This is a genomic window from Bradyrhizobium sp. USDA 4454 (assembly GCF_054822705.1).
This window is the reverse complement of the sequence record NZ_JBTRCN010000001.1, coordinates 2392029-2415196: the sequence shown is the minus strand read 5'-3', so window position 1 is coordinate 2415196 and position 23168 is coordinate 2392029. Positions and strand designations below refer to the sequence as shown.

General features: G+C 59.7%; 22 protein-coding genes and 1 pseudogene. 9 read left to right on the top strand and 14 right to left on the bottom strand.

Annotation, left to right across the window (positions count from 1 at the left end):
- Positions 1–499: 499 nt before the first annotated feature.
- Positions 500–742: pseudogene (locus tag ACVIW0_RS10930) on the top strand (ATP dependent DNA ligase); the annotation flags it as partial.
- Between the two features lie 1023 nt (positions 743–1765).
- On the opposite strand, the gene ACVIW0_RS10925 reads toward ACVIW0_RS10930, so the two are convergent.
- Together ACVIW0_RS10925 and ACVIW0_RS10920 are read right to left on the bottom strand one after the other, a co-directional pair.
- Positions 1766–2119 carry a GrlR family regulatory protein gene (locus ACVIW0_RS10925; protein ID WP_461352331.1) on the bottom strand — a complete coding sequence of 118 codons (354 nt, stop codon included), beginning with the start codon at positions 2117–2119 and terminating at the stop codon, positions 1766–1768.
- Between the two features lie 618 nt (positions 2120–2737).
- A complete protein-coding gene (locus ACVIW0_RS10920; protein WP_461352330.1) occupies positions 2738–2944 on the bottom strand; it encodes a hypothetical protein in 207 nt (68 codons plus the stop codon).
- 315 nt (positions 2945–3259) lie between these two features.
- Between ACVIW0_RS10920 and ACVIW0_RS10915 the strand changes: the two genes are divergently transcribed.
- From ACVIW0_RS10915 to ACVIW0_RS10895, 5 genes are all read left to right on the top strand, one after another.
- Positions 3260–3490 (top strand): hypothetical protein, encoded by a 231-nt coding sequence (locus ACVIW0_RS10915; RefSeq protein ID WP_461352329.1) that lies wholly within the window; start codon positions 3260–3262, stop codon positions 3488–3490.
- A 19-nt stretch (positions 3491–3509) separates the two neighbouring features.
- Positions 3510–4136, top strand: a complete 627-nt coding sequence (locus ACVIW0_RS10910) for a BRCT domain-containing protein (protein WP_461352328.1) — start codon at positions 3510–3512, stop codon at positions 4134–4136.
- 531 nt (positions 4137–4667) lie between these two features.
- Positions 4668–5963, top strand: a complete 1296-nt coding sequence (locus ACVIW0_RS10905) for a tyrosine-type recombinase/integrase (protein WP_461352327.1) — start codon at positions 4668–4670, stop codon at positions 5961–5963.
- Positions 5964–6747: 784 nt separating this feature from the next.
- The gene (locus tag ACVIW0_RS10900) at positions 6748–8661 is read left to right on the top strand and encodes a diguanylate cyclase (protein ID WP_461352326.1); all 1914 of its coding nucleotides are present in this window, start codon (positions 6748–6750) and stop codon (positions 8659–8661) included.
- Between the two features lie 470 nt (positions 8662–9131).
- Positions 9132–9548 (top strand): hypothetical protein, encoded by a 417-nt coding sequence (locus ACVIW0_RS10895; protein WP_461352325.1) that lies wholly within the window; start codon positions 9132–9134, stop codon positions 9546–9548.
- Between the two features lie 64 nt (positions 9549–9612).
- On the opposite strand, the gene ACVIW0_RS10890 is transcribed toward ACVIW0_RS10895, so the two are convergent.
- The 3 genes from ACVIW0_RS10890 to ACVIW0_RS10880 all read right to left on the bottom strand — a co-directional run bounded on the left by ACVIW0_RS10890 (position 9613) and on the right by ACVIW0_RS10880 (position 10795).
- Positions 9613–10281, bottom strand: a complete 669-nt coding sequence (locus ACVIW0_RS10890; RefSeq protein ID WP_461352324.1) for a transposase domain-containing protein — start codon at positions 10279–10281, stop codon at positions 9613–9615.
- A 27-nt stretch (positions 10282–10308) separates the two neighbouring features.
- Complete coding sequence (locus ACVIW0_RS10885) at positions 10309–10542, bottom strand: acyl-CoA carboxylase biotin carboxyl carrier protein subunit (protein WP_461352323.1); 234 nt, start codon at positions 10540–10542, stop codon at positions 10309–10311.
- A gap of 103 nt (positions 10543–10645) precedes the next feature.
- Positions 10646–10795 (bottom strand): hypothetical protein, encoded by a 150-nt coding sequence (locus ACVIW0_RS10880; protein ID WP_461352322.1) that lies wholly within the window; start codon positions 10793–10795, stop codon positions 10646–10648.
- A gap of 551 nt (positions 10796–11346) precedes the next feature.
- Between ACVIW0_RS10880 and ACVIW0_RS10875 the strand changes: the two genes are divergently transcribed.
- Positions 11347–11565 carry a hypothetical protein gene (locus tag ACVIW0_RS10875; RefSeq protein ID WP_461352321.1) on the top strand — a complete coding sequence of 73 codons (219 nt, stop codon included), beginning with the start codon at positions 11347–11349 and terminating at the stop codon, positions 11563–11565.
- Between the two features lie 684 nt (positions 11566–12249).
- Here the strand turns inward: ACVIW0_RS10875 and ACVIW0_RS10870 are convergent.
- On the bottom strand, positions 12250–12843 hold the full coding sequence (locus ACVIW0_RS10870) for a TetR/AcrR family transcriptional regulator (RefSeq protein ID WP_461352320.1): 594 nt from the start codon (positions 12841–12843) through the stop codon (positions 12250–12252).
- Between the two features lie 81 nt (positions 12844–12924).
- On the opposite strand from ACVIW0_RS10870, the gene ACVIW0_RS10865 reads away from it, so the two are divergent.
- On the top strand, positions 12925–13680 hold the full coding sequence (locus ACVIW0_RS10865) for a haloacid dehalogenase type II (RefSeq protein ID WP_461352319.1): 756 nt from the start codon (positions 12925–12927) through the stop codon (positions 13678–13680).
- A gap of 250 nt (positions 13681–13930) precedes the next feature.
- Here ACVIW0_RS10865 and ACVIW0_RS10860 read toward each other — a convergent pair whose 3' ends face one another.
- From ACVIW0_RS10860 to ACVIW0_RS10825, 8 genes are all read right to left on the bottom strand, one after another.
- Positions 13931–14854 carry a ketopantoate reductase family protein gene (locus ACVIW0_RS10860; protein WP_461352318.1) on the bottom strand — a complete coding sequence of 308 codons (924 nt, stop codon included), beginning with the start codon at positions 14852–14854 and terminating at the stop codon, positions 13931–13933.
- Between the two features lie 63 nt (positions 14855–14917).
- Positions 14918–15574 (bottom strand): oxidoreductase, encoded by a 657-nt coding sequence (locus ACVIW0_RS10855; protein WP_461352317.1) that lies wholly within the window; start codon positions 15572–15574, stop codon positions 14918–14920.
- On the bottom strand, positions 15571–15975 hold the full coding sequence (locus tag ACVIW0_RS10850) for an oxidoreductase (protein WP_461357294.1): 405 nt from the start codon (positions 15973–15975) through the stop codon (positions 15571–15573). Before ACVIW0_RS10850 ends, ACVIW0_RS10855 begins: the two co-directional genes overlap by 4 nt.
- Positions 15976–16741: 766 nt before the next feature.
- Positions 16742–17515 carry an enoyl-CoA hydratase-related protein gene (locus ACVIW0_RS10845; protein WP_461352316.1) on the bottom strand — a complete coding sequence of 258 codons (774 nt, stop codon included), beginning with the start codon at positions 17513–17515 and terminating at the stop codon, positions 16742–16744.
- Positions 17516–17526: 11 nt separating this feature from the next.
- Positions 17527–18537: an NAD(P)H-dependent flavin oxidoreductase gene (locus ACVIW0_RS10840; RefSeq protein ID WP_461352315.1), complete on the bottom strand. Its 1011-nt coding sequence runs from the start codon at positions 18535–18537 to the stop codon at positions 17527–17529.
- Between the two features lie 21 nt (positions 18538–18558).
- Complete coding sequence (locus tag ACVIW0_RS10835; protein WP_461352314.1) at positions 18559–19746, bottom strand: acetyl-CoA C-acyltransferase; 1188 nt, start codon at positions 19744–19746, stop codon at positions 18559–18561.
- Positions 19747–19880: 134 nt separating this feature from the next.
- A complete protein-coding gene (locus ACVIW0_RS10830; RefSeq protein WP_461352313.1) occupies positions 19881–20618 on the bottom strand; it encodes an SDR family oxidoreductase in 738 nt (245 codons plus the stop codon).
- Between the two features lie 20 nt (positions 20619–20638).
- Positions 20639–22204 (bottom strand): class I adenylate-forming enzyme family protein, encoded by a 1566-nt coding sequence (locus ACVIW0_RS10825; protein ID WP_461352312.1) that lies wholly within the window; start codon positions 22202–22204, stop codon positions 20639–20641.
- Positions 22205–22423: 219 nt separating this feature from the next.
- Between ACVIW0_RS10825 and ACVIW0_RS10820 the strand changes: the two genes are divergently transcribed.
- A complete protein-coding gene (locus ACVIW0_RS10820) occupies positions 22424–23167 on the top strand; it encodes an SDR family NAD(P)-dependent oxidoreductase (RefSeq protein WP_461352311.1) in 744 nt (247 codons plus the stop codon).
- Position 23168 lies beyond the last annotated feature (1 nt).

The following is a 23168-nucleotide window of genomic DNA, read 5'->3' as shown; positions in this document are numbered from 1 at the left end:
GGACTGTGGATCGAATTGCCGGATAAGAGGCTGCGCCCGCAGGAAGTAGTCGTAAGCGCTCAGGTCTGAAGCTGGTCTCCTTCTTGACCTTTCTATGTCCCTAACAAGTTTCGTAGATTCGTCGGCACGGGAGCGGCTACTTGCGCGAGATGCTGCCGAAGCCGATCGCCGATCTCGTCGCAGATCGCACGGGAATGGTGATGATCGAGAGCAAGCGGGTCGGGGGCCCGGCGTAGTTTGACCATGGCGGCACCAATGATTGCGCGAGGCATTTATTGCCTTTGCCCTGCCGCCACGGCAGCAACGCCGATCGGCTTACTTCGATCCCTGGAACTGAACTTTTTTAACATAGGGGAATTTCCCCATGGGCTTCGCACCGCGACGCAAACATGACGGGTCTTTCGGCGGGCGACGTGGTTCTGACCGTCGCAACCCTGAGCGCGGCCTTCCTGATCGAGGTCGCAGTTTTCGCGTTGAGATTGGAATGTTCTAGCCGAGCCGGCGCGAGGGCGACGCGCTGATCTACGCCGGCAAGGTCGATCATGGTTTTGACAAAGCCTCGGCCGCTGATTTGCGCAAGCGCCCCCGCTGATCCGCAAGACGCAGCCCTACACCAAGCGCATCAGGCACAAGGGAATCTGGGTCGAGCCGAAGATCCTTGCCGAGATTGAGTACCGCGCGAAATCAGCCGAGGGCAAGGTGCGGCATCCTTTCTTTCCGCGGCGTGCGAGAAGACCTCTGAGTGGGCCGGCATGCATCCTATGTGACGACACCGGCTGGGTTTGCGAGAACCACCCGGATCAGCCCTGGACTGGCAATCACGCCTGCAGTTGCGGCTGCGCCGGCGCTCCTTGCCCAAAGTGCAACAGGCCAAAGCCTGACGATGAATCTCCGCGGCTGCCGCGAGGGTTTCCGAGCATGTCCAGTAGGCGGGACAAAACGTGAGTATACACACGCAGGGAAAGCTCACCGCAATCTTCGTGCTGGAGCTGCTCGTTGCTTGCGCTGATCAGTTCATCCGAACAGCAAAGCGCCCACACCGATGATGAGAGACGCCACCGCTAAGCCAATTGGGCTGTATTCGACGCCAGCCATGCGATCGAACTCGAACATGATCACAGCCTGCGGATTGTCCGATCCGGTGGGCCCCAGCTCAGGGGGTGAGCTGGGGCTGCCGGGGCTTCGGAGGCCGCGGCGGTAGCCTCCGCTCTTTCACGCTACCGCTTTCCAGAACTTCATCCAGAAGAAATCGCAAATGCTGCGGCGCGCTACTACCTTTGCCCCACGCACGTGCCATGGTTCCTCTCACACGGCGCACCTTATCCGCCGTGGGCCACTGTGTCCCACGTAGCCCGTTTTGATCAGGCTTGCCTGGCACAATCGGTATAACGCAAACGGGCTATGCCGGCGATGATCTGGATGCTCGTGCCGCGCCCTAGCGATCTGCTACCATGTCGTCTCAACGGATAACTTCTAATCTGGTCGAGGGGAAGCTGCTCGCCGAGATCGAGTACCGCCCGAAATCAGCCGAGGGGGAAGGTGCGGCATCCGTTCTTTCGTGGCGTGCGGGAGGCCCCCGCGAACCCCAGCGATGCAGCGCTGCGATGATACGAGTTGGATCTGTGAAAACCACCAGGATCAGTCATGGGCCGGCATAACGCCGCCTTGACCTTAATCTGGCGCTTCTGCCCAAGTTACGAGACTCGCCCCCGCCGAGACGAAAGGAAGACGCCTCGGTATCATCGTTCGGCAACTAGGAAGACGTTCAGCCAAGCGCAGCTTTGAGATCGAGAATTGCTCGAAATGGCACGCTCACCTTCCCCACAAGCGCCGTTCCGTGGACCGTTGCCGAACCATCGCCGTAGGTTCCTGTAAAGCCGCATGTCACTTCGCGACCACCGAACAGAAAATTGACCCCCACCGCGTCCGCATGTTGGCCCGTTGTCAATTCACCGCGCCATTTTCCGTCCTTAAACTTGTAAGTCCCAGAGTAATAGAAATTGCTGTCGCCGCCCATGATGCGGCCGTCGATAAGAACTATGACGCCGCTAGCATGCGCGTTCGATCCGTCCTCCATGATGATCCGGATCGAATATAAGCCATCCTTGACGTCCGACATCGTGCGCCCTCCCCGGGCTCAAAGTATCGTCGCCTGACCATCGGGGCGATGACTATTATCGTCGCAGTCGCTTTCGACAGGATTACAGGATCTGTCTCGATCAGACCCAACGCCTTCGCCTCCTGCGGCTCTATATACCAGCGTGACGGAGCTTTTGCCTGATCTTCATCGCTCGGCACGTTTGATCTCAGGATGAGATTCTGAAAGCCCTCGCTCTGCATCGCGATCGAGCATTCGATCTCGTTGAGCGTCACCGTTACAGCTGCAATGCACCGTCGTTGAAGGGCCATCGATCACCAAGTTCTTCGCATGCTTGCGTTCATGGGTCACTAGACGCGTGCCGGGCGCGAGGTGACGGCGGCGCAACCGTCGAGACCTGCAATCGCGCCGCGCGAGTAAATTCGCGCTTCACGCTGTCCGGCGATTTGATCGCCCTTTGCCACGACGACGCCGCGTTCGTTGACGACGGTTTCGAGGAGGCTTCGACAGTCTCGCCGCCTCCGTCGCCCCCAGCACGGCGGGCTCAGTCGTTGACGGTTCGTCCACTGATCCGAAGCGGCAACTTTCGAACTGCGACCGCTGTTTCGAGCGCGCCAAGGAATAGCCGCCCCTCCTCGGTTATTTCCACCCCGCATCATCGCGCACCACAAACTTAGCGGAGAAGATGTTCAGGGCCGGCGCATGCTCGGCCAATCGTTTCATGCGATCGGTCCAGTCCCTGCCGCCATTCATGAGGATTGCAACGGCGTGCCGCAAATCGGCAACGGAGGCTCGCCCGGCGGACTGGCCGGCCAGCACTTTCAAGACGGTCAGTTGGAAGGACACTTCCACGTCTCCGGTCTGGCTGGTCGTGCACTTTGGATGAGATTGGTTAACCGCCAGTCAAAGAACCCGGCGCGAAGAGCTCCGCGGTGAACGGCGATAGTAAATGCCGAAGCACCTCGACCTAGTCGTCTTCGTATTCTCGCCGAACTGGAATTCGAGACCATATCTCATGAGCGCCGCACAACCCAACGCTTCTGCGTGGCTGGCACCGATTAAACCCTAGTCGCATCGACATCCCGTATTAACCAGTGGTTGCGTATGGGCATGGCGCCGTGATCTAAGCGACCGTCTAACAATAAGCTGGGGAGGCTAACCATGAAGAAGCTCATTTTGATCGGCAGTATGATGCTCGCCGGAACGGCCGCGCAGGCGCAATGGACAAATCCGTACACGCACACTTCGTCCGGGTACACCAGAAGCAACGGCACTTACGTGCAGCCCTACGTCGCGACCAATCCGAACGGCACCCAGCGCGACAATTTTAGCGCGAGCGGTAACACTAATCCGTACACGGGCGCGGCTGGCCATCGGACGCCGCGATACTGATCGCTTGAGGAGTTTTCCAATGGCGGCAGGCAGCGGCGACGAATTCTACAACCGCGTCGGTGGTGACAGAATTGGCTCTAGGCAGATCGACGAATTAGTCGGCATTGCACGAGGCCTCGTCGCAGACAATCAAATCAACCAGGCGGAAGTGGAGTTCCTGCAAAAATGGCTAGCTGCCAATCTTCACATAAGCGACCAACCGGTTGTGCGGGTGCTCTACAAGCGCGTCACGGAAATGTTGAGCGACGGGATCGTCGACGACAACGAGAAAGCCGAGCTGCTCGACACACTGAATCAGTTTTCAAATCGCGATATTGGCGGCTTGGGCGAGATTCTCAAATCAACGTCCCTCCCCTTGAATGATCCGGAGCCACCATTGACGTTTGCAGGTCAACGGTACTGCTTCACAGGCACGTTCAACTTTGGCTGCCGCAAGGAGTGCGAGCGCGTGGTCGAGAATTTGGGCGCCGAAGTCGGCAGCCTCACACAGAAAACAACGGTTCTAGTTATTGGCATCTATGCGACCGACTCTTGGAAACACTCGTCCTTCGGGAACAAGATCATGAAGGCTTGCGAATGGCGCGACAGCGGCTTGCCGATTAGCATCGTGTCGGAGACGCACTGGAGGGGATACCTTTCGACGTGAAGATCACACTTGACCGGCGAGAGGTACGTCGTGGCTTTGCTAAGCTTATTCTATGCGGCCGCCATCGAGGACCGTGGATCGTCACGGATTGTCTCGCCAGCCGACTTAACCACCAAGGCGCAAGGCGGCAGCCTCAGAACGAAGCTCTGATCGCTGGGCGCATCCTTCACGGTCGGATTGAAGCTGACCAGATCTCCGAGCCTTCCTTCCAGGCCGTGGGGATAAGCCCTCAAGATTTCGATTGGACTTCAGCACATAGCCCGAACAGATGCTGGCTAACGCCCCACATAGGTTAGCCAGCCAACCGAGCTAACTCGATGTGATAACTGATTTTTGCTTGACTGGTGGCGCTCCCTAGGGGAATCGAACCCCTGTTTCAGCCTTGAGAGAATTGCATCTCGCACTTTGGCGAACGTCGGCGAACGTCAATAACACAAACAATATCAATTGCTTAGTTCGTACACGTTTAGTACTATTCGCCAGCATCTTCGACCGCCGTTTGAAGAAAACTTGAAGAAATGGAGAACGCCGATGGCGCGCTCGGCGCGGCACTCGTCGCTTGAAACGCGGACTGCCCGCGCGAGACTGAAGACCCGACGGACGCCCTACTTCGCCAAAATCGCGAAGGGACTGCGCCTCGGCTATTACCGTGGCGCGACCTCAGGATCTTGGGTTGCGAGCTTCTATTGTGGTTCCAAAGGTTATGTGACGAAGGCAATCGGCGCGGCCGACGATACCATCGACGCAGATGAAGTGACTGTCTTTGACTTTTGGCAGGCGCAAAGCCAATCCCGCGTTTGGGCTGAGCAGCAGCGTCTTGTTGCGGCGGGGATTGTGCGTACCGGGCCGTACACGGTCGACGACGCCGTCAAGGACTATTTGGCGGAAATTGCGGCTGAGAAAAAGCCTACAGCCGTCAAAGGCGCGAAATACGTGTTTGATGCCTGGATTCTACCCGATCTTGGCTCACTCGAGATCGAGGACCTCACGGCTGAGAAGCTCGTTCGCTGGCGCAACAAGATCGCGACAGCGCCAAGGCGCGTCCGCACGAAACGCACCTCGCGGGAGCCGGCCACGCGACAGACAGCTGACGACGATGACGCGCGCCGCTGCCGGAAGGCGACCGCCAACCGGATTCTCACGGTGCTCAAGGCGGCGCTCAATCGAGCATTTTATGCAGATCGCGTCTCGTCAGACACCGCCTGGCGCAAAGTCAAGCCGTTCAAGAACGTCGATGGGCCGGTCGTTCGGTATCTCGCTCTGAGTGAAGTACGTCGCTTGGTTGAGGCTTGCCCTCAGGATTTCCGCAAGCTGGTTGAAGCGGCGCTATATACAGGCTGCCGCTACGCGGAGCTCGGCCGCCTCAAGCGCGAAGACTACAACCACGAGAGCGGCACTTTGTCCGTCAGGCTAAGTAAGGGGAAGGACCGTCATGTCTTCCTGACGGACGAAGGAAAGCTGGCGTTTCGGCACTGGACGGCCGACCTCGAACTGGGCGCTCGGATTTTCTTGAGGTGCGACGGAAGGCCGTGGGGCACTTCTCACCAACAGCGGCCACTGGATGAGGCCAGTGATCTGGCCGGAATAGCCCCCGCAGTGAACTTTCACATTTTACGGCACACGCACGCGTCCTATCTTGCCATGGCAGGAGTTCCGATGGCCGTAATCGCTAAGCAACTTGGCCATGCAGACACGCGAATGACCGAAAAGCACTATGCTCACCTCGCGCCGAGTTATGTAGCGCAGACGATCCGCGAAAACTTTCCCGTGCTTGGCTTGGGTGCGTTTGGACAGGTTGCGCAGTTTCGAAATCGAGTGGCATCGTAAGGCGTTCATTCTGGGCGTGTCGCTGGAAACTCGAAGCTAGATTTGCTCAGCTCAGGCTCTTGGGGGCGCTTCGTATCTGATGTGACTGGGGTGGGATGCTGCCAGGATGCCCAATTTCGAGTTTCTTGAATGCAACGGCGTTAGCGATTCGTCACGGTCTTGACCGACAGCGTTTGCAATGATGGTAGGCCTGTTTGAGCCGGCGTCTCTTGGGAGTCCTTGAAACCCCTTACTCATGATGCGCTTGACGCGCGTCGGCATTGGGCTTTTGTCTCGTTCCTAGCTTGTTGAGCACCTTCTTGGCATCCGCCGCATCTTCAAGCTCGAGGATCAGGGCTTCCTGTTGCGCAAGCCGCCGACTGCAGCGAAACGCTGTGCCTCAGCCAAAAGCCGTTGGAGTAATGCCCGATGCTTAGCCGCACCTTTAAACCGCACCCGCGGAAAAGGAGTTAGCCTAGTATTTTAACCGTCTTTGAGGATCGGACTGGTGCCCCAGGCTTCATTCCCACGGCCGTTGGCGCAGTCAGCCATTCTAGCATCTGTGCCGCCTCCCCGGTTCTGGCGCGCTTTCCTAAGCAGAATTGGCCGCTCGATCGCCGCGAAAGCGTCTTAGCTTGCACCAGATCTCGCCCGCCGATGCTCTTGGGAAACGGTCGATCACCCTGCCGTGTAAGATTGCAGACACCATAGTGAAGCAAGGAGTATCCGGTCGGGGCGTCCTAGAGCGGTCGCGAACCCGCCGTTAAGGCCTGAATAGGACCTTGCACCAATGGAGCCAGGTCGGATGCCAAACAACCGCCGCGAGGTCGAGAAAGCTCGCTTGCCATTTTGGGCGGCAGCATTCGTGGCGTTTGCCTGCATGGCTATTCTGGCGCTCAGTGGATGGCGGGAATGGGAGGCTCGCCAAGTCGAACTGCGCAACGCCGACGTCGACATGGCCAATCTGGCCCAGTCGCTGACGCAACATGCCGAAGACACGTTCGAGCTCGCCGACACCATCCTGGCAGGAATGGTCGACCGTATGGAGGTCGGGGGAACGAGCCCGGCCGCGCTCGAGAAGGTCCAAAGGTTCCTACAATCCCGCAAGTACAACCGGGAGCGCATCCGCGGCATCTTCGTCTATGACGAGACCGGCCGTTGGCTCGCGACGACCGAAAATGTGGATCTCGTTCATCTCAACAACAGCGATCGCGACTACTTCCAGCACCATCGCGCCTCCGCGGACCGTGCGACGCTGATCGGTAAACCGGTGAAGAGCCGGTCCGGGGGACAGTGGATCATCACCGCGACGCGCCGCTTCAATCACCCCGACGGCACCTTCGCCGGCGTCGTCTTGACGAGCATCGATGTTGGCTTCTTCACGCAGTTCTACCGGCTTTTCGACATCGGGCCCAACGGCGCACTCTCGCTGTTGAGCATCGACGGCACCATGCTCGCCAGAAGCAACGACGAGAGCGGCAGCTATGTCGGGCGCGACATGTCAGGTTCGCTCTTGTTCCGGACCATTGGCCAGCGTCCGGACGCGGGTACTTACAAATTCCAGTCTTCGCTGGACGGAGTCGAGCGGCTGAGCTTTTACCGGAAGAGCAACCGGTATCCGATCGTGGTGCTGGCGACTAAGGCAAAGATGGATGTCCTCGCCCCATGGCGCCATCAGGCGCTGACGCGCCTCGGCATCGTCACCGCGCTCACCCTGTCGATGGCCTTGATCGGCTTTTTCCTGGTTCGCTATCTCTCAGCGGCCCAGCGCATGGCGGCCGCCCTCGTCGCCAAGGAGGGGGATTTCCGCCTAATCGCCGAGCAGTGCAGCGACGTGGTGATGCGCATCGGTCTGGACGAACAGATCCTCTACGCCTCCCCGTCATGTGCCCGCACCCTCGGTCGGGAGCCGGCGAGGCTGCTGGGAGCTCACGCCCTCGCGGGCGTCAATTCGGACGACCGTCCACGCGTGGAGCAGGTCGTGGCGGCACTGAAGGCTGGAGAGGCAGAGGAGGCGCGCATCATCTATCGGGCTAGCCATCGCGAGAAGAAGGAGATCTGGCTGGAAACGGCGCTGCGGGTCACCAGGTCTTCGAAAACCCATGAGATCGACGGCGTCGTGGCGATCTCGCGTGATATGACCGAGCAGAAGGACCTGCAGGACAAGCTCTCGGCGCTCGCTACGTCCGATGGCCTGACTGCGCTCGCCAATCGTCGCCATTTCGACGACCGCCTCGCAGACGAATGGGCGCGCGCGAAGCGCGATGGCACCCCCCTCTCGTTGCTGCTGCTGGACGTCGATCACTTCAAGAAGTTCAATGACCAGTACGGCCATCAGGCCGGGGACGCCTGCCTGCGCGCGCTGGCTCGGATCCTCTCCGGCCAGGTTCGCCGGCCGGCCGATCTCGCAGCGCGCTACGGCGGCGAAGAGTTCGCGTTGATTTTGCCGAATACGGACGCGGAGGGCTGCGAATTCGTTGCTGAAAACGTGCGGCAGGCACTGCGCGACCTTGGCATGCTGCACGCACTGAACCCGCCGTCCAAGATCGTCACGGTGAGCATCGGCGGCGCGACCAACATGCCTTCGCAGGCTGCGCTGGACTGCGGCTCCCTGGTGGCGGCCGCCGATCGCGCGCTGTACGCCGCCAAAGACAGCGGGCGCGACCGTCTCGTCATGTCTGGACAGGTAGTCGCGTGGCCCGGCGCCAAAAGCGCCTAAGCCGTCTCGGCTTGCGCGACCTTCGGCCAGTTTGCTTCGGTGCGGGCAGCAAGGGCTCACCAGCAAGGCTGTCGCCGTCTCGCGCATTGACGATCTTATGCCGAAGGCGACTGTGTTTCGCTCGACTACCGGGCGTATGACGGCCAGCGCTTGCGTACGTCCTCGCCATCGCCAGAACGCGCTCCGCCCTTGAGCAAATGCGTCGAACGAGGTCAGTCAATTGTGGCGAGGAACTTAGGAGAATATTGGTCAAGAATGGAGGCCTTGGCTGCAGTGCCGCTGCCCACCACTTGCGACATCGCCCTGCTGATATCCGCTCTGACTGGCATCTAAATCAAAAATGAAGAAGTACGGCACGGACGATTAGCCGAGAAAGTTGAGGTTAACCTCGCCATGTTATTGACGCCGCGTGCATTTGCCTGATCCCATTGCAGCGGAAACTGCACACTCAGCCACGCCGGAGATCTGGGGTGTCCTTCCAGCTGACTGTTCTGAAAGTTCTGGCCGGTCAGCCTACCGGGCGGGCTTCCGTTGTCGAAATTCGACATGCAGTCGAAATCCTCATGAACAGTGGCAAGGACTGGACCGATCGCATGAGGCGGCTGGCTCAACATGCTCCGGACCTAAACATCTTTTCGGCCAAGTTCGTCCTTCGCGATGCGGCCGGTTGGGAAATCACACAGGACGGGCGGCAATTCCTGGCCGCGCTCGAAACGGCGGTCGCGGCCCGAAGATCGCCGCTTCAGTCAGTCGGCGTGCCGCCAATCAACGAACCCGCGCCTCAACCGGTGGCGGAAACGGCGAAACGGCTCGATCCTCCTCGAACTCGTCATCAAAGATCGCGGCGACGCCGCGGGAAAGGCCGATCCAATCGGCGGACGGCATGAAAGGTTTTCTGCGGCTGATATGGAAAGTGGGATGTCTGCCGAGATCAAGATCATATCCGCGCGGCTAGCGCCCGCTCACGGAGAGCCCGTAGGCGTGCGCCCGGAGAGACCGGACACCAGCCCAAGAAATAGAACGGCCCCGGCGTGGTCGGGCGTAAGCGTCGTTCTCAGGCCACGGCTTTGAGGTCGTGACGGCAATAGGCCATCGAAGCAGCTCATCGATCTTGCTGTTTGGATGGCCGTTGACGATCCTGATGAAGGCATCGGTCAGATAGACCGGTTCGCGCAGCGTGTGTGCATTCTTCCCACCGCTACCAGTGATACTGGCGCCAGAGCCTTCATGCAGCCTCACCAGCGGCAACCGGTAATGTAGAGCCAAGTCTTCAGTGAAGATGCTTTTTCGTAGGCCGGCAGGGTTCGGGGAGCCCGCGCCCATGGTAAAATCTTCACCGCCAACCACACAGTGCCGGCCATTGATACGACCGATACCGAGCACGAAGTTTGCCGGGGTGAAAATGAGCTTGCCATTTTCGTCCCGTTGACTCGCACCGGCGATCGGCCCAACTTCATTAAAGGACTCAGCGTCGAGGACCCCCAGGATGCGCTCGCGAATGGTGAGCTTGCCTTTTGCACACTGCTTTCTGATCGCCTCCTCTCCCCCTTGCACATTGGCGAGGCGACGTCGCTCATCAATTTCCGCGGCCCGCTCCTGCCAAGGTATATCGCGAGTCATTGGACGATCTCCGAATTCAACTGCTTTTCACGATGCCCATTGGCTCTTCACGACAACCAGTGGCTCGTCCTCATTCACCGTCTGGTCCGGCTGGCAAAGAATGCGCGCGACGATGCCCGTAACGGGACTCGTCAATGGGATTTCCACCTTCATCGCTTCAATGAGTGCTATTTCCTGACCGGCTCGGATCTGGTCGCCCTCGCTCACACTGACGTCCAAGATTCGCCCGGCCATTTCAGCGAGCACCATTATCTCAGCCATACGCCCTCGCAATTTCCCATAGTTCTGAAAAAGAACTAACATTGAGATTCATACTAGTCAAAAAGCTGTCCGCAGATTCTGGCTTGAGACGGTGCTTCGTCTTTCAGCTGCATGCATATTCACCAATGCAGATCGTTCTGCGATCGTGGAAGCCGGCGCCAAGTTCATAGCGCATACCAACAGCCACAAATTCCTTCTGCACGAAGATATCTGGAAAGCAACCGGTGTCCTTGATGTCACCGACAAGCTGCAAGCAGTAACTCTTTGAGACTGCTAGTCAGGTCCTAACTGCGAACATTGCGCCGATCTATGTCATTCAGCACCCGCTGAGATAGTCCACGATCCTTCATCTCGTAGTATTCAACGAATCTCCGAATAGCCGTTGATACGTAATAGCGAGTCGTGATGAGGTTGATGTCTTCATCGAAATCGTCGAAGTCCATCTGCGCACCGTCTCGGATAGCGCCGCGAATATGACGGCTCCCTTTTTTTTGCGAACGGACTCCTTGACCTTCGCGTCAATGGACTTGGCGACCTATCCCGCTTGTTCTGAAGCAACCACAAGCGAAATCGATACTTGGATTTTTCAAACATCGGACCTCACATTCCCCCTACTGAGTTGCTTAGTACTCGCGAACCGGCAGATCACCATCGCTGACACGACGATACCCCCGCAAATCCCCTCGCTTTAGCAGGATAGATCCGGTTCTCAACCTAAGCAACCAAAGCGAGCAAACTATCCGCCACGAACCGCCCGCTGCGAGCAAGCCGGTTGGGGCCGACCCGACAAAAAGTGCAACCTAAGTGACTGAGCGCACGACCTTGCTCGCCGACACAGCGCTGCCGCGCCGGGCCGCCACCACCTTGCCCAACGAACCTAAAGTTGGATTGGCGGCGCTAACCTCCATCGCGCCGATCATCGCCTGGCGGGCGTTGGCTTCCGCAGCCGGGTCATTTTGCGACCACGCGCTCGAGCCGCAGCCGACGCAGATTGCGCGCCCGCAGTTGCTTACTGTCGATTAGATGACGTCGCCTCATCCCTCCAGGATGAGGCATGTGCGCGTTGTTCGCGCCACAGTTATACCTTTTAAAATACAGCTATAGCGTGTAGCGCTGCGACCGCTTCATGACTTCCGTGCAGCCAACGCCTCCCCTACCGTTATTAATGCCACCCTTGTGGCTGCCATACGGCCAACGCTCGAGAATCAATCCGCAAGCGCGCGCTCGCATCGGTGCGTCGGCAAGAGACGAAACGTGAAATCCTTGAGACGGATCAAACTGTAGCGCGCGCCATAGGTCGTGCGTCGTGACCAGTCATCGCAACGCGCATGTTAATCTCGCGATTGGGCGGCCTTCGTTGGAGCACGCGACCTGGCTCCCCCCTCTTTGCACGCACGCCCGATAGTGCCACGGTTCGACATAGCTGCCTTCCCATATGCCTAGTTTGCCTGCTCGGAGGATTCTGCGCGCATCGTCGAGCGGCTTCATCGTGCATTCCGACAATCGGTCGGGGTTGGGCCACTTTGCAGCGACTGAATTTTTCCGACTGGTCACGCTTCCATGACTTTGCATCTGCGCTTTCTCAGCACAGCCTAATCAGACAGATGCGGCCGGTCTGCGAGCGCTGCATCGCCTTAATGGATTTACTCAACGCAATCCGCGAACGTGCTTTGACCTATCGCTTCACGTTCGCGAACGGTGGTGCGATTAAACAGATGCTCCGGGCTCGGGCCAGGCGGTCAAAGCCACTTCGACCATTCGATCAAGTACGGAACGATCGGCGCCCGCATTAGGAAAATTTACCAATGCGTGCAGCACACCAAAATAGTACCACGACAAAGTGTCGACGTCCGCATCTTGTGCAAGCTCACCAGCAGTTATGCCGCCACGCAAGACATCAGTAATTACTCCACGCTGCCTCCCGGCAGCAGCGACTGCGGCCGCATAGCCTGCGGCAGACAACTCTGCGGCCTCGTTGCAGCTTCGCGCTATCAGACAGCCATGCGGGCGATCAGGCACTAGCGGGTCCGGCAGGAACGCGCGCAGGATGGCCGTAAGCCGTTCTCTTGGCGAACTAACTTGCACCGCGTGCATTCGCAGCAAGGATCGCTCCGTGTGGGCCTGGAGTGCTTCCAGGAACAGGCCCTCCTTATCTCCGAAGCGTTGGTAAATGCTTGAGCGTGAAAGCCCTGTGGCCGCAGTGAGATCGCTGATGGAAGCGGCAGCATAGCCGTGGCGCCAGAAGACACCAGCTGCTGCTCTGATAACGGCACCTTCGTCGAATTGCGGCTTTCCGCTCACAGAAACTCCAGTTGACATCTTGGACTGATCGATCCAGGTTACTTGAACTAATCGTTCCAAGATAGCCCAAAGAGGCATTTTATGCAGACGAGGCGTACCGTCCTTGCCGCCATAGCTGGCGCCGCCCTGAGCAGATCTTCCGCACAGGCCGCCAGCACGGATCGCATTCAAGCGATTGGCTTCGACATCTTTACCATTTTCGACCCGCGCAGCCTGGACGACGCCGCTGAGACGCACTTCCCCGGCAAGGGCCGGGAGCTTGCCGGGCTATGGAAGGCAAAGCTTTTCGACTATTTCTTTCTGCGCACGCTAAATGGGCGATACGTCGATTGTCGCCAGCTGGGCGCGGATGCGCTGCGCTTCGCCTGCACCTCTAAGGGGCTGACAGCCGACCCCGAAGCCATCGCAGCCATAGTCGACGTTTTCTTCCATTTGAAGATATTTCCAGATTCCGCCGAGGCACTTCGGCGCATGCGCGATGCTGGATTGCGGCTGGCGTACGTATCGAACTTGACCGACGCAATGCTGAAATCAAGCGGCGATGCGGCCGGGATCGCCCAATTGTTCGAACATCGGCTGAGCACCGATCAGGTGCAGGCCTACAAACCCGATCCACGTGCTTACGCTATGGCCGAGCGCGCTTTCGGACTGGAACGTGGGAAAGTGCTGTTCGCTGCGACCGGCGGTTGGGATTATGCGGGCGCGAAATCGTTCGGACTGGAGACCTTTTGGGTCAACCGCACTGGTGCGTTGCGTGAGAATTTGGGCGTCGAGCCCGACGGCGAGGGCCGAAGTCTGACTGATCTCGCCAACTATGCCGTCGCCCGTGCCCGATAGCGCAGCTACTCTGAAACATTGGTCGCGCCGATTTGGACGCCACCGGGCGGGTCAGTCTGATCGGAATGTGGATTGGTCCTAGGTATCTAGTCCCGGAGTGTGGGGACTCAGCTATGCTGATTCGTCCACGTCCGGGAGGACCTAGTGACAGATACTCCATGGCAGCGCCAAGACCATGCACACCATCCGAGCGGACTATTGCGCTTTCGACGACAGCCGGATTGAAAGATGCAGGCATTGATCAACAGTCCTAAGCTTCGCCGACCCCGTTCTGGTAAATGCAAAGGCTCACGTAGGCAGCCGAAAGTAACGGCGCCCCAAAACCAGCCGCTGCACCGCGGCGCACGAGGTCGCCGATGATATTCTCTACCTCGATCGGCCGCCCCCGTTGAAGATCGCGGAACATCGAAGAGGCAAGCGGTGATCCCTTGGTGGTCAGCTGCTCCTTCGTTGTCTCCAGAAAACTGTCCGAGGGCGCTTCACCGGTTATCCTCACGATCCCTACGATCTCATCCAACAGCGAGAGTACGAACTCCTTGCCACCCCAGCAGGCCTCGATTTCGCCAATTGGCCCTCGCATAAGGCAGGTGACGCCGCCAAGCGATGCAAGCAGAATCCATTTCTCCCACATCTCACGCCGGATTACTCCTGACAGCCTAGCCCCGATTGAGGCCTGGTGCATGAACTTGTCGAGAGCAGCGATGCGCTGCGTCATTGTCCCATCCAGTTCGCCATAGGCGAGATCCTGTAGCGGGTTGAGTTGGACGATACTTCCGTCGTCTTCAAGCGTAGTCGCCACTTTCAAAGCGCAGCCAATCAGATTCCCGGGCGAGAAGCGTTTGGCAAGGACGTCCATGTGCTGCATGCCATTGAGCACGGGAATGATCATGGTTTCCTTTCCGATCGCCCGCCCTAGCTCTTCGATCGCAGATTCGAGTTGGAAGCCTTTGACCGCGAGGAGCACCGCGTCATATGACCCGCTGATGTCGCCTGCGGTGACGATCTTGGGATGGAGCACCGCATCGCCATGAGGACTCTTCAGCCGCAGTCCTTTCTCGCGCAGTTGCAGGGCACGAGCTGGCCTGACGAGAAATGCGACATTGGCGCCGGCCTGAGCAAGCCTCCCGCCGAAATAGCCACCCGTTGAACCGGCCCCTACGACCAATAGACGCATAGCATGCCTCCTTCAGTTCGGTCTCAACCACCTAGGGCGCACGGGTCGATCTCTCAATCAAACTCACGATGCTAGTGTCGCAACGCCCAACCGCGGATAGTCGGTATAGCCCTCCGCCTCTCCGCCGTAGAAGGTGGCCCTATTGTAAGCGTTAAGCGGCTCGCCTTTGCGGATCCGCTCGGGCAGATCCGGGTTGGAGATGAAGAGCCGGCCGAATCCGACAGCATCGACCCACCCAGCCGCCAGAGCCGCGTTTGCGGAAGTCGGCGCATAGTTACCTGCGGCGATTAGAACTCCGGGCCAAATGGGTCGGAACAAGCCGGAGGCCGTCGGAACATCCTTATGATCGACTTCCGCCTGGCCTGCACCACTGGCACGAGGTTCAATCAAATGCAGGTAGGCAAGATTGAGCCTGGCGAGTTCGCGAATTGCGAAGCGGTAGAGAGGCAACGGTTCCGTCCCCCGCTGTCGTTCGCGATTCCAAAGGGCGAGAGCCGTACGCCAACCCGGTCGGGCCCCCCAGACCTCAGCGACAGACCTGGTCACTTCCAGTAGGAATCGGGTTCGGTTTGCGATCGAACCACCATAGGCGTCGACGCGGACGTTCGTACGGCTCTGCAGGAACTGTTCGATCAGATAGCCATTTGCTCCATGAATCTCGACGCCATCAAACCCCGCCTCGAGTGCGTTTCGTGCTGCCTTCTGATAGCTGTCGATCACGCCCGAGATCTCTGATGTTGTGAGCGCTCTAGGCGTTTCGAACGGCACCCGCTCAAACGTTGCTGTGAAAGCATTTCCGTTAGCGGCAATGCAGACGGAGCGACCGGAAGCGCAGCCCCCGGCTGATGGGACGAGTGCGAAATGCGACCGACGTGCCAAAGCTGGAGAAATATCCGGCCACCGACGGCATGAACAGCGTCGGTCACCTTTTTCCAACCGATTACTTGGTTCGACGAGTAGATGCCCGGCGTCGCTGGCATTCCTTTTGCGGCCTCGGATATCGGCGAGCCTTCGGCAATGATGAGCCCGCCCGGAGTTGCGCGCTGGCTATAGTATTCGACGTTCAATGCGCGAGGTACATCACCAGGTCGCCCCGCGCGCATGCGGGTCAAAGGCGCCATGGCTACCCGGTGATTCAATCGGTACGGACCAACTGTCAACGGAGAAAACAGAAGTTGATCGTGCAAAGGCTCTGTCCATCTATAGCGGTGGGTGTCAGCTAACGCAGATGTCGGAACTTGTTCGGAGGCTCACGACGCTAATAGTATTATATCGACATATTATCACAAGCAGCCCTCGTGGCCTCGCGATGTCGCCACGACGCTTAGCCGTCAAGAATGCTATTCGCATCCACCAACGACCTTTAAGCCGATCTTCCTCCCCTCGTCCCCAAAACATTCTGGCGCTGGCGGTCAATCGGATGCGAAAAAGATCAGGTAGGTCACCGCACCAATTATCATGCACATGGAGATCGATAATTCCAAGCGCACCAAAGCGCCCTCCAAATCGGGGCTCATCAACGCTGAAATCTGACGAACTATCGCAATCATCGTCGTTACGTCGATACCGTGGCCAGAGACCGCGGATGGCGCGCTTACTTTATACGAGCAGCATGAGTATCCTCACAAGTATCGTAACTCCCAGAACCGATATTAAGGTCAGCGCTTGTCCGTATTGAACGTCTTCGAGCTTCACGCCGTCCATTAGCGAAATCTGGATGAATATCAATGAAGAGCATTCCATTTCCTTCCCCGATATAAGCCTGCCACCTAAGACCACACTGATGAATGTGAAGCATAGTTGCGATGAGGTGATTGCACCCAGGTCTGTAAGCTGTACGTACATTGCCCAAGAGTGACGGTGCGGAGGGTAATCCGCTATGTTTCACTAGCCCGACAGCTTGGTGAAATCAGGCAGACGCCGTTCGGCGAAGGCGGCGAAGGCCTCGCGCGCCTCGGGCGTCGTCAGACGTTCCTTGAACAGCACGCCCTCCGCTGCGATCTGCGCCGCGATGCGCTGCTGCTCGCGCATCAGCTGCTTGGTCAGGCTGAGCGAACCCGCGGGCCGCTTGGTCAGCGCGATTGCCGCGTCACGGGCTTTGTTCCGAACATCGGCCTGCGGCACCACAGCATTGGCGAGACCGGATGCCAGCGCGCCCACAGCATCCATCGGCTCGCCGAGCGCAAACATCGCATAGGCTCGCGCGTGCCCGATCCGCAAAGGTAGCAGCCAGCTCGAGGCCGCCTCCGGCACCAGCGCCAGATTGACGAACGGCGTGATCAGCCGGGCGTTCTCGGCGAGATAAACCAGGTCGCAATGCAGCAGCATGGTGGTGCCGACGCCGACCGCATTACCCTGCACCGCGGCCACCAGCGGCTTGCCGACCTTGCTGACGGTCTCGATGAAGCGATGCGCCGGACTGTCGACCGCGCTCTCGCCGCGCGCTTGGCTCGCGAAATCGGCGAGATCATTGCCCGCGGTGAAACTGTCGCCATCGCCCTGGAACAGGATCACGCGGACGGACGGATCCGCCTCGGCCTGCTTCAGCGCGTTGGACATCGCGTCATACATGGCGCCGGTCAACGCGTTCTTCTTTTCCGGCCGCTGCAAGGTCAGCGTCATGACGCCGGCGGCGATTTCGACTTTGACATGCTCGGTCATGGCAATCTCGCTTAAGCGACCGCGCGGGCCGGCCTCGTTTCAAACCTGCCGTCGAGGAAGCCGGTCAGTCGCTGCCGGATGATCGCTTCGGCCTCGGTCATGATGCGGTCGATCAGTTCCTTGACCGTCGGAATGTCGTGGATCAGGCCGACCACCATGCCGCAGCTCCAGGCGCCGGCATCCATCTCGCCGTCGATCATCACCTTGGGGTAGACGCCGGCGACCTGCTCGTGGATGTCCTCGATCTTGAGCTTGGCGCCTTTCTCGCGCTCGATCTCGAGCAGCTCGTCGACGCCCTTGTTCTTCAGCACCCGCTCGGTGTTGCGCAGCGCGCGCATCACCAGCCGGGTGTCGAGCTCGTCGGCATCGAGCAGCGCCTGCTTCACATTGGGATGAACCGGCGCTTCCTTGGTCGCGATGAAGCGCGTGCCCATGTTCATGCCGGCGGCGCCCATCGACAGCGCCGCGACCAGGCTGCGCGCGTCCGCCATACCTCCCGAGGCCACGAACGGGATTGTCAGCTCGTCCGCCGCGCGCGGCAGCAGGATCATGTTCGGGATGTCGTCCTCGCCGGGATGGCCACCGCACTCGAAGCCGTCGACGCTGACCGCGTCGCAGCCGATCTTCTCGGCTTTCAGCGAATGCCGCACCGAGGTGCATTTGTGGATCACCTTGATGCCGGCCGCCTTTAGCGCCGGCATGTATTGTTCGGGGCTGCGGCCTGCGGTCTCGACTGCCTTCACGCCACCCTCGCGGATCGCGGCGATGTATTCCGGATAGGGCGGCGCGGTGAAGCTCGGCAGGAAGGTGAGGTTGACGCCGATCGGCTTGTCGGTCATGTCGCGGCAGCGCGCGATCTCCTTGGCCAACAATTCCGGCGTCCGCTGGGTGAGCCCGGTGATGATGCCGAGGCCGCCGGCGTTCGACACCGCGGCCGCCATCTCGGCAAAGCCGACATAGTGCATGCCGCCCTGGATGATCGGATGCTGGATGCCGAACAGTTCAGTGATTGCTGTCTTCACAAGTCTCTCCCGCGTTGCCGATCAGTGGATGATTTCGAACAGGCCCGCGGCACCCATGCCGCCGCCGATGCACATGGTCACCACGCCATATTTCGCCTTGCGCCGCCGGCCCTCGATCAGCAAATGGCCGGTGAGCCGCGCGCCGGTCATGCCGTAGGGATGGCCAATCGCGATCGAGCCGCCATTGACGTTGAGCTTCTCCGGATCGATGCCGAGCTTGTCGCGGCAATAGATCACCTGCACCGCATAGGCCTCGTTGAGCTCCCAGAGATCGATGTCGTCGATCTTCAGATTATGTCGCTTCAACAGCCGCGGGATCGCGGCGACCGGGCCGACGCCCATCTCGTCCGGCTCGACGCCGGCGGCGACGAAGCCGCGGAAGATGCCGAGCGGCTTCAAGCCATTCTGGGCGGCGATCCTGTCGCTCATGATGACGCAGGCCGAGGCGCCGTCGGAGAGCTGGCTGGCATTGCCGGCGCTGATGGTCTTGCCCTCGAACACCGGCTTGATCTTGGAAAGGCCATCCGCCGTGGTGTCCGGCCGCGGGCCTTCATCCTTGGCCAGTGTCACCTGTTGGAAGCTGACCTCCTTGGTGTCCTTGTTGACCACGGCCATCTTGGTCGTGATCGGCACGATCTCGTCGTTGAAGCGGCCGCCCTGCAACGCGGCGCCGACGCGGCGCTGGCACTCCAGGCTATATTCGTCCTGCTGGTCGCGGCCGATCCCGTAACGCTCGGCGACGACCTCCGCCGTCTCCAGCATCGACATGTACATCTCGGGCTTCATCGCCATCAGCTCGTCGTCGACGGCGTGGAACCGGTTCATGTGCTCGTTCTGCACCAGGCTGATCGACTCGATACCGCCGCCGATCGCGATCTCGACGCCATCAAGCATCACCGAGCGCGCGGCGACCGCGATCGCCTGCAGGCCGGAGGCGCATTGCCGGTCGATGGTGGTGCCGGCGACCGTGACGGGAAGCCCGGCGCGGATCGCGCCCTTGCGCGCGACATTCATCACCATGGTGCCCTGCTGCATGGCGCAGCCCATCACCACGTCCTCGACCTCGCCGGGCGCAATGCCGGCGCGCTTCACCGCCTCGGCCATCACATGGCCGGCCAGGGTCGGGCCGTCGGTGTTGTTGAGCGCGCCGCGATAAGCCTTGCCGACGCCGGTGCGCGCGGTGGAAACGATGACTGCATCAGGTCTCATGCTTGTCTCTCTCTGGCTTAGGCGGCCGCGTCGACGCTCATCGCCGCCGAGTAGTTGTCCTTGATGAAGGCGCGAACCTCGTCGCGAAACGCCGCATCGTCAGGGGATAGCGCGAACTCCATCTGCCGTGCTCCCTACCACTTCTCGCCGAACGGCCGGATTTCCAATTCGAAGGTCCAGGCGCTCTTCGGCTGCTGGTAGAGCTGCCAATAGGCGCCGGCGACCGAAGCCGGCGGCATCAGGAGATCGGGATTGTCGAGTGCCTCCTTACCCCAGAGCTGCTCTCGCCGTTCTCGTACCCAGGCGGTATCGACGCCGGAATCGATGATCAGGTGCGCGACGTGAATGTTCTTCGGCCCGAGCTCACGCGCCATCGCCTGCGCCACGGCACGCAGGCCGAACTTGGCGCTGGCAAAGGCGGCATAGCCGCTGCCCCCGCGGAGCGACGCGGTGGCGCCGGTGAAGAAAATGTTGCCCGCACGACGCGGCAGCATCAGCCGCGCCGCCTCGCGACCGGCGAGGAAGCCGGAATAGCAGGCCATCTCCCAGACCTTGCGGAACACCCGCTCGGTGGTCTCCAGGATCGGGAAATTGACGTTGGCGCCGATGTTGAAGATGCAGACCTCCAGCGGAGCGCGCTTGTCGGCGTCGTTCAGGAAGGCGATGATGTCCTGCTCATTGCGCGCATCGAGCGAGCGCGCGTGGATCTCCCCGCCAGCGGTCTCGATGTCCTTGACCAGCGGCGCGAGCTTGTCGCCGTTGCGGCGGCCGGCGAAGATCGTGAAGCCCTCGGAGGCGAACTTCTTGGCGATCTCGCCGCCGATGTAATCACCGGCACCAATGACGGCCACCGTTGCGTTTTTCTTGGACAAAGCCATCTCCCTTCGTTGGATCATGCTGCCGAGCCGCGCAACACGTGCCCGTTCAACTTGACAACTCGTTTTACAAGCTTGTGACTGCAATTCTTCTGACTGACCGTTGCGGGTATCGCGTCCAACAGGATGACCTCCGCGGGACACTCGTAAGGCGCAAGCAAAGTCGCGACGTACGCCATCAGATCCGACGGTCTCGCCCTGGCTCCGCGGATGAGGTGCACGAAAGCGACGGCCTCTCCGTCCGCGGCGCGCTCCACCACCGTCGACTGCAGGACCTCGTCATGGGAGTTGAGCACGGCCCGAACTTCGGCCGGACGGACGTTGAATCCGGACCGGACGATCATCTCCTTGCTTCGCCCGACAATGTAGAGCAGGTCGCCCTCGAAACGAGCGAGATCACCGGTGTTGAACCAACCTTCGCTATCTATGAACTTCGCGGTCAACTCTGGTGCACGATAGTAGCCTCGCATGACATTCCGGCCGCGCACATGGAGCTCTCCAACCTCTCCCGCATCCGATGGAATTCCATCAAGTGTCCTTACTCGCGCTTCGACGCCCGGGAGGAGCACACCCACCGAACCGCTGGTGCGCCTCGCATCGACCCGACCGTCTGAGATGCACCCGGAACACTCGGTGGCACCGTAATCGTGCGACAGGGGCAAACCGAGCTCCGCCTCTACGCGCGATTTCAGCGCAAGATCGAGCGGCGGGTCGGCAAGGGAGATAATCCTCAGCGCACCAGGGACGAGCCGCCGCATTCCGGAAAGCGTCTTGTACTCCAGCAGGCGCTGATAGGTGGCCGGAACTCCATCGAGGATGGTAATTCCTTCTTCAGCGATCGCCCGCGAAAGCGCTGCGGGATCATAGCTGCTGACGAGACGCGCGGTGGCGCCGATCATCAGAGCCATCGTGAGTAGAGAGAGTCCCATGATGTGTGAGATGGGCAATCCGAGATAGACCTTGTCACGTGACGTCAACTTGCGGAAGATCGCAGCGGTCTTCGCACTGACCAGCAGGTTCTCGTGCGTCAGCATGACGCCCTTCGGTGCGCTTGTCGTCTCCGACGTGTAGATTAGAACCGCAACCTGCTCGGCTGAGCCCTCCTCGGTTGGCTCAACGTCCGCATCCTCATTCAATGCGCCGAACGCGATCTCATCAAACGGCCCGATCAGGCGCCGCTCGGCCCCGACGCGATCAGCGTGGAGTGCGGCCTCCCTCGAGACCGCCGCTGTGTAGAAGATGCGCCGCGATCCGCTATGATCGCGAATCTGGTCGACTTCGTGCGCCGAAAGTTTTGGATCGACGACGATCGCCCAGGCATCCAGACGGCTCATCGCCAACAGCAGGCCAGCGAGCGCAATGCAGTTTTCGCTGACGATCATCACGCGGTCGCCGCTTCGAATACCCAACAAAGTGAGAGCATCCGCGACACGACCGACGCACAGGACAAGGTTCCGGTAGCTCCATGCTCCGCGGTCGTCGATCAGCGCCACACGATCGGGGGTTCGGCCGGCCTGACTTTCCGCGACATGATGAAGCCTGCGCGGCAGATCAGCGAGGATCTGGGCGATTGCCTCCGACACGCCTTACCTCCCCGAAACGACGCCAGCCTTCAGCCGGCCTCTCAGATGCCTCGATCGATTAAACGTTCCATTTTAGAACTCGTCAAGCGCATTCGAGTGACGAGAACAGCGCTTGGGCTCAGACATTAATAGTTCGAGGCTACGTCAAATGCTATTTACAAGAACCCGGCACCGTCCTACTAATTTAGTTCTGAAATAGAACTTAAAGGGAGGAGACGAATGGCTCAGACGCGTGGTGTGGCAGTGCTCGTCGGCGCGGGAGATGCCATCGGTGCGGCAGTTGCGCGGCGATTCGCCAAAGGCGGCTACAACGTTTGCATTTGCCGCCGTGATGCCGCCAAATCACAGGACCTCGTTGACGAGCTCAAGGCTGGCGGGCACGAGATCGCGGCCTTCAGTGTCGACGCCCGCAAGGAATCCGAAGTTCAAGAGCTTTTCTCTCGTATAGAGCGGGACATCGGGCCGATCGAGGTCTGCCTCTTCAATGCCGGCTCAAACGTCAACAAGCCTCTGCTTGAAACCACCGAGAAGCTCTTCTTCAAGGCTTGGGAGCTGGCCTGTTATGCGGGATTTCTGGTCGGACGCGAAGCGGCGCGCGTGATGTTGAGCCGCGGGCGTGGAACAATTCTGTTCACTGGCGCGACCGCAAGCCTTCGGGGCGGGTATGGCTTTGCCGCCTTCGCAGCTGCGAAATTTGGCTTGCGCGCCGTTGCGCAGGCCATGGCACGCGAACTTGGCCCCAAGAATATCCACGTCGCCCATCTGATCATTGACGCCGCGGTCGATAGCGACGCAATCAGGGCGCGTCTGAAGGCCGGAAGTGGTATTGAGGCAAGGGATATCGCGCCAGATAGCCTTACAAAGACGAACTCGATTGCTGAAGCCTATTGGTTTGTCCACCAGCAAGCGAAAGACGGCTGGACTCATGAGCTGGACCTGCGTCCTTCAGTGGAGAAGTGGTGAG

What these genes read in the sequence shown, in the direction of transcription:
- ACVIW0_RS10925 (WP_461352331.1), bottom strand. Translation starts at nt 2,119, where the DNA reads ATGTCGGACGTCAAGGATGGCTTATATTCGATCCGGATCATCATGGAG.
- ACVIW0_RS10915 (WP_461352329.1), top strand. Translation starts at nt 3,260, where the DNA reads ATGAAGAAGCTCATTTTGATCGGCAGTATGATGCTCGCCGGAACGGCC.
- ACVIW0_RS10910 (WP_461352328.1), top strand. Translation starts at nt 3,510, where the DNA reads ATGGCGGCAGGCAGCGGCGACGAATTCTACAACCGCGTCGGTGGTGAC.
- ACVIW0_RS10905 (WP_461352327.1), top strand. Translation starts at nt 4,668, where the DNA reads ATGGCGCGCTCGGCGCGGCACTCGTCGCTTGAAACGCGGACTGCCCGC.
- ACVIW0_RS10900 (WP_461352326.1), top strand. Translation starts at nt 6,748, where the DNA reads ATGCCAAACAACCGCCGCGAGGTCGAGAAAGCTCGCTTGCCATTTTGG.
- ACVIW0_RS10890 (WP_461352324.1), bottom strand. Translation starts at nt 10,281, where the DNA reads ATGACTCGCGATATACCTTGGCAGGAGCGGGCCGCGGAAATTGATGAG.
- ACVIW0_RS10885 (WP_461352323.1), bottom strand. Translation starts at nt 10,542, where the DNA reads ATGGCTGAGATAATGGTGCTCGCTGAAATGGCCGGGCGAATCTTGGAC.
- ACVIW0_RS10865 (WP_461352319.1), top strand. Translation starts at nt 12,925, where the DNA reads ATGCAGACGAGGCGTACCGTCCTTGCCGCCATAGCTGGCGCCGCCCTG.
- ACVIW0_RS10860 (WP_461352318.1), bottom strand. Translation starts at nt 14,854, where the DNA reads ATGCGTCTATTGGTCGTAGGGGCCGGTTCAACGGGTGGCTATTTCGGC.
- ACVIW0_RS10850 (WP_461357294.1), bottom strand. Translation starts at nt 15,975, where the DNA reads ATGGCGCCTTTGACCCGCATGCGCGCGGGGCGACCTGGTGATGTACCT.
- ACVIW0_RS10845 (WP_461352316.1), bottom strand. Translation starts at nt 17,515, where the DNA reads ATGACCGAGCATGTCAAAGTCGAAATCGCCGCCGGCGTCATGACGCTG.
- ACVIW0_RS10835 (WP_461352314.1), bottom strand. Translation starts at nt 19,746, where the DNA reads ATGAGACCTGATGCAGTCATCGTTTCCACCGCGCGCACCGGCGTCGGC.
- ACVIW0_RS10820 (WP_461352311.1), top strand. Translation starts at nt 22,424, where the DNA reads ATGGCTCAGACGCGTGGTGTGGCAGTGCTCGTCGGCGCGGGAGATGCC.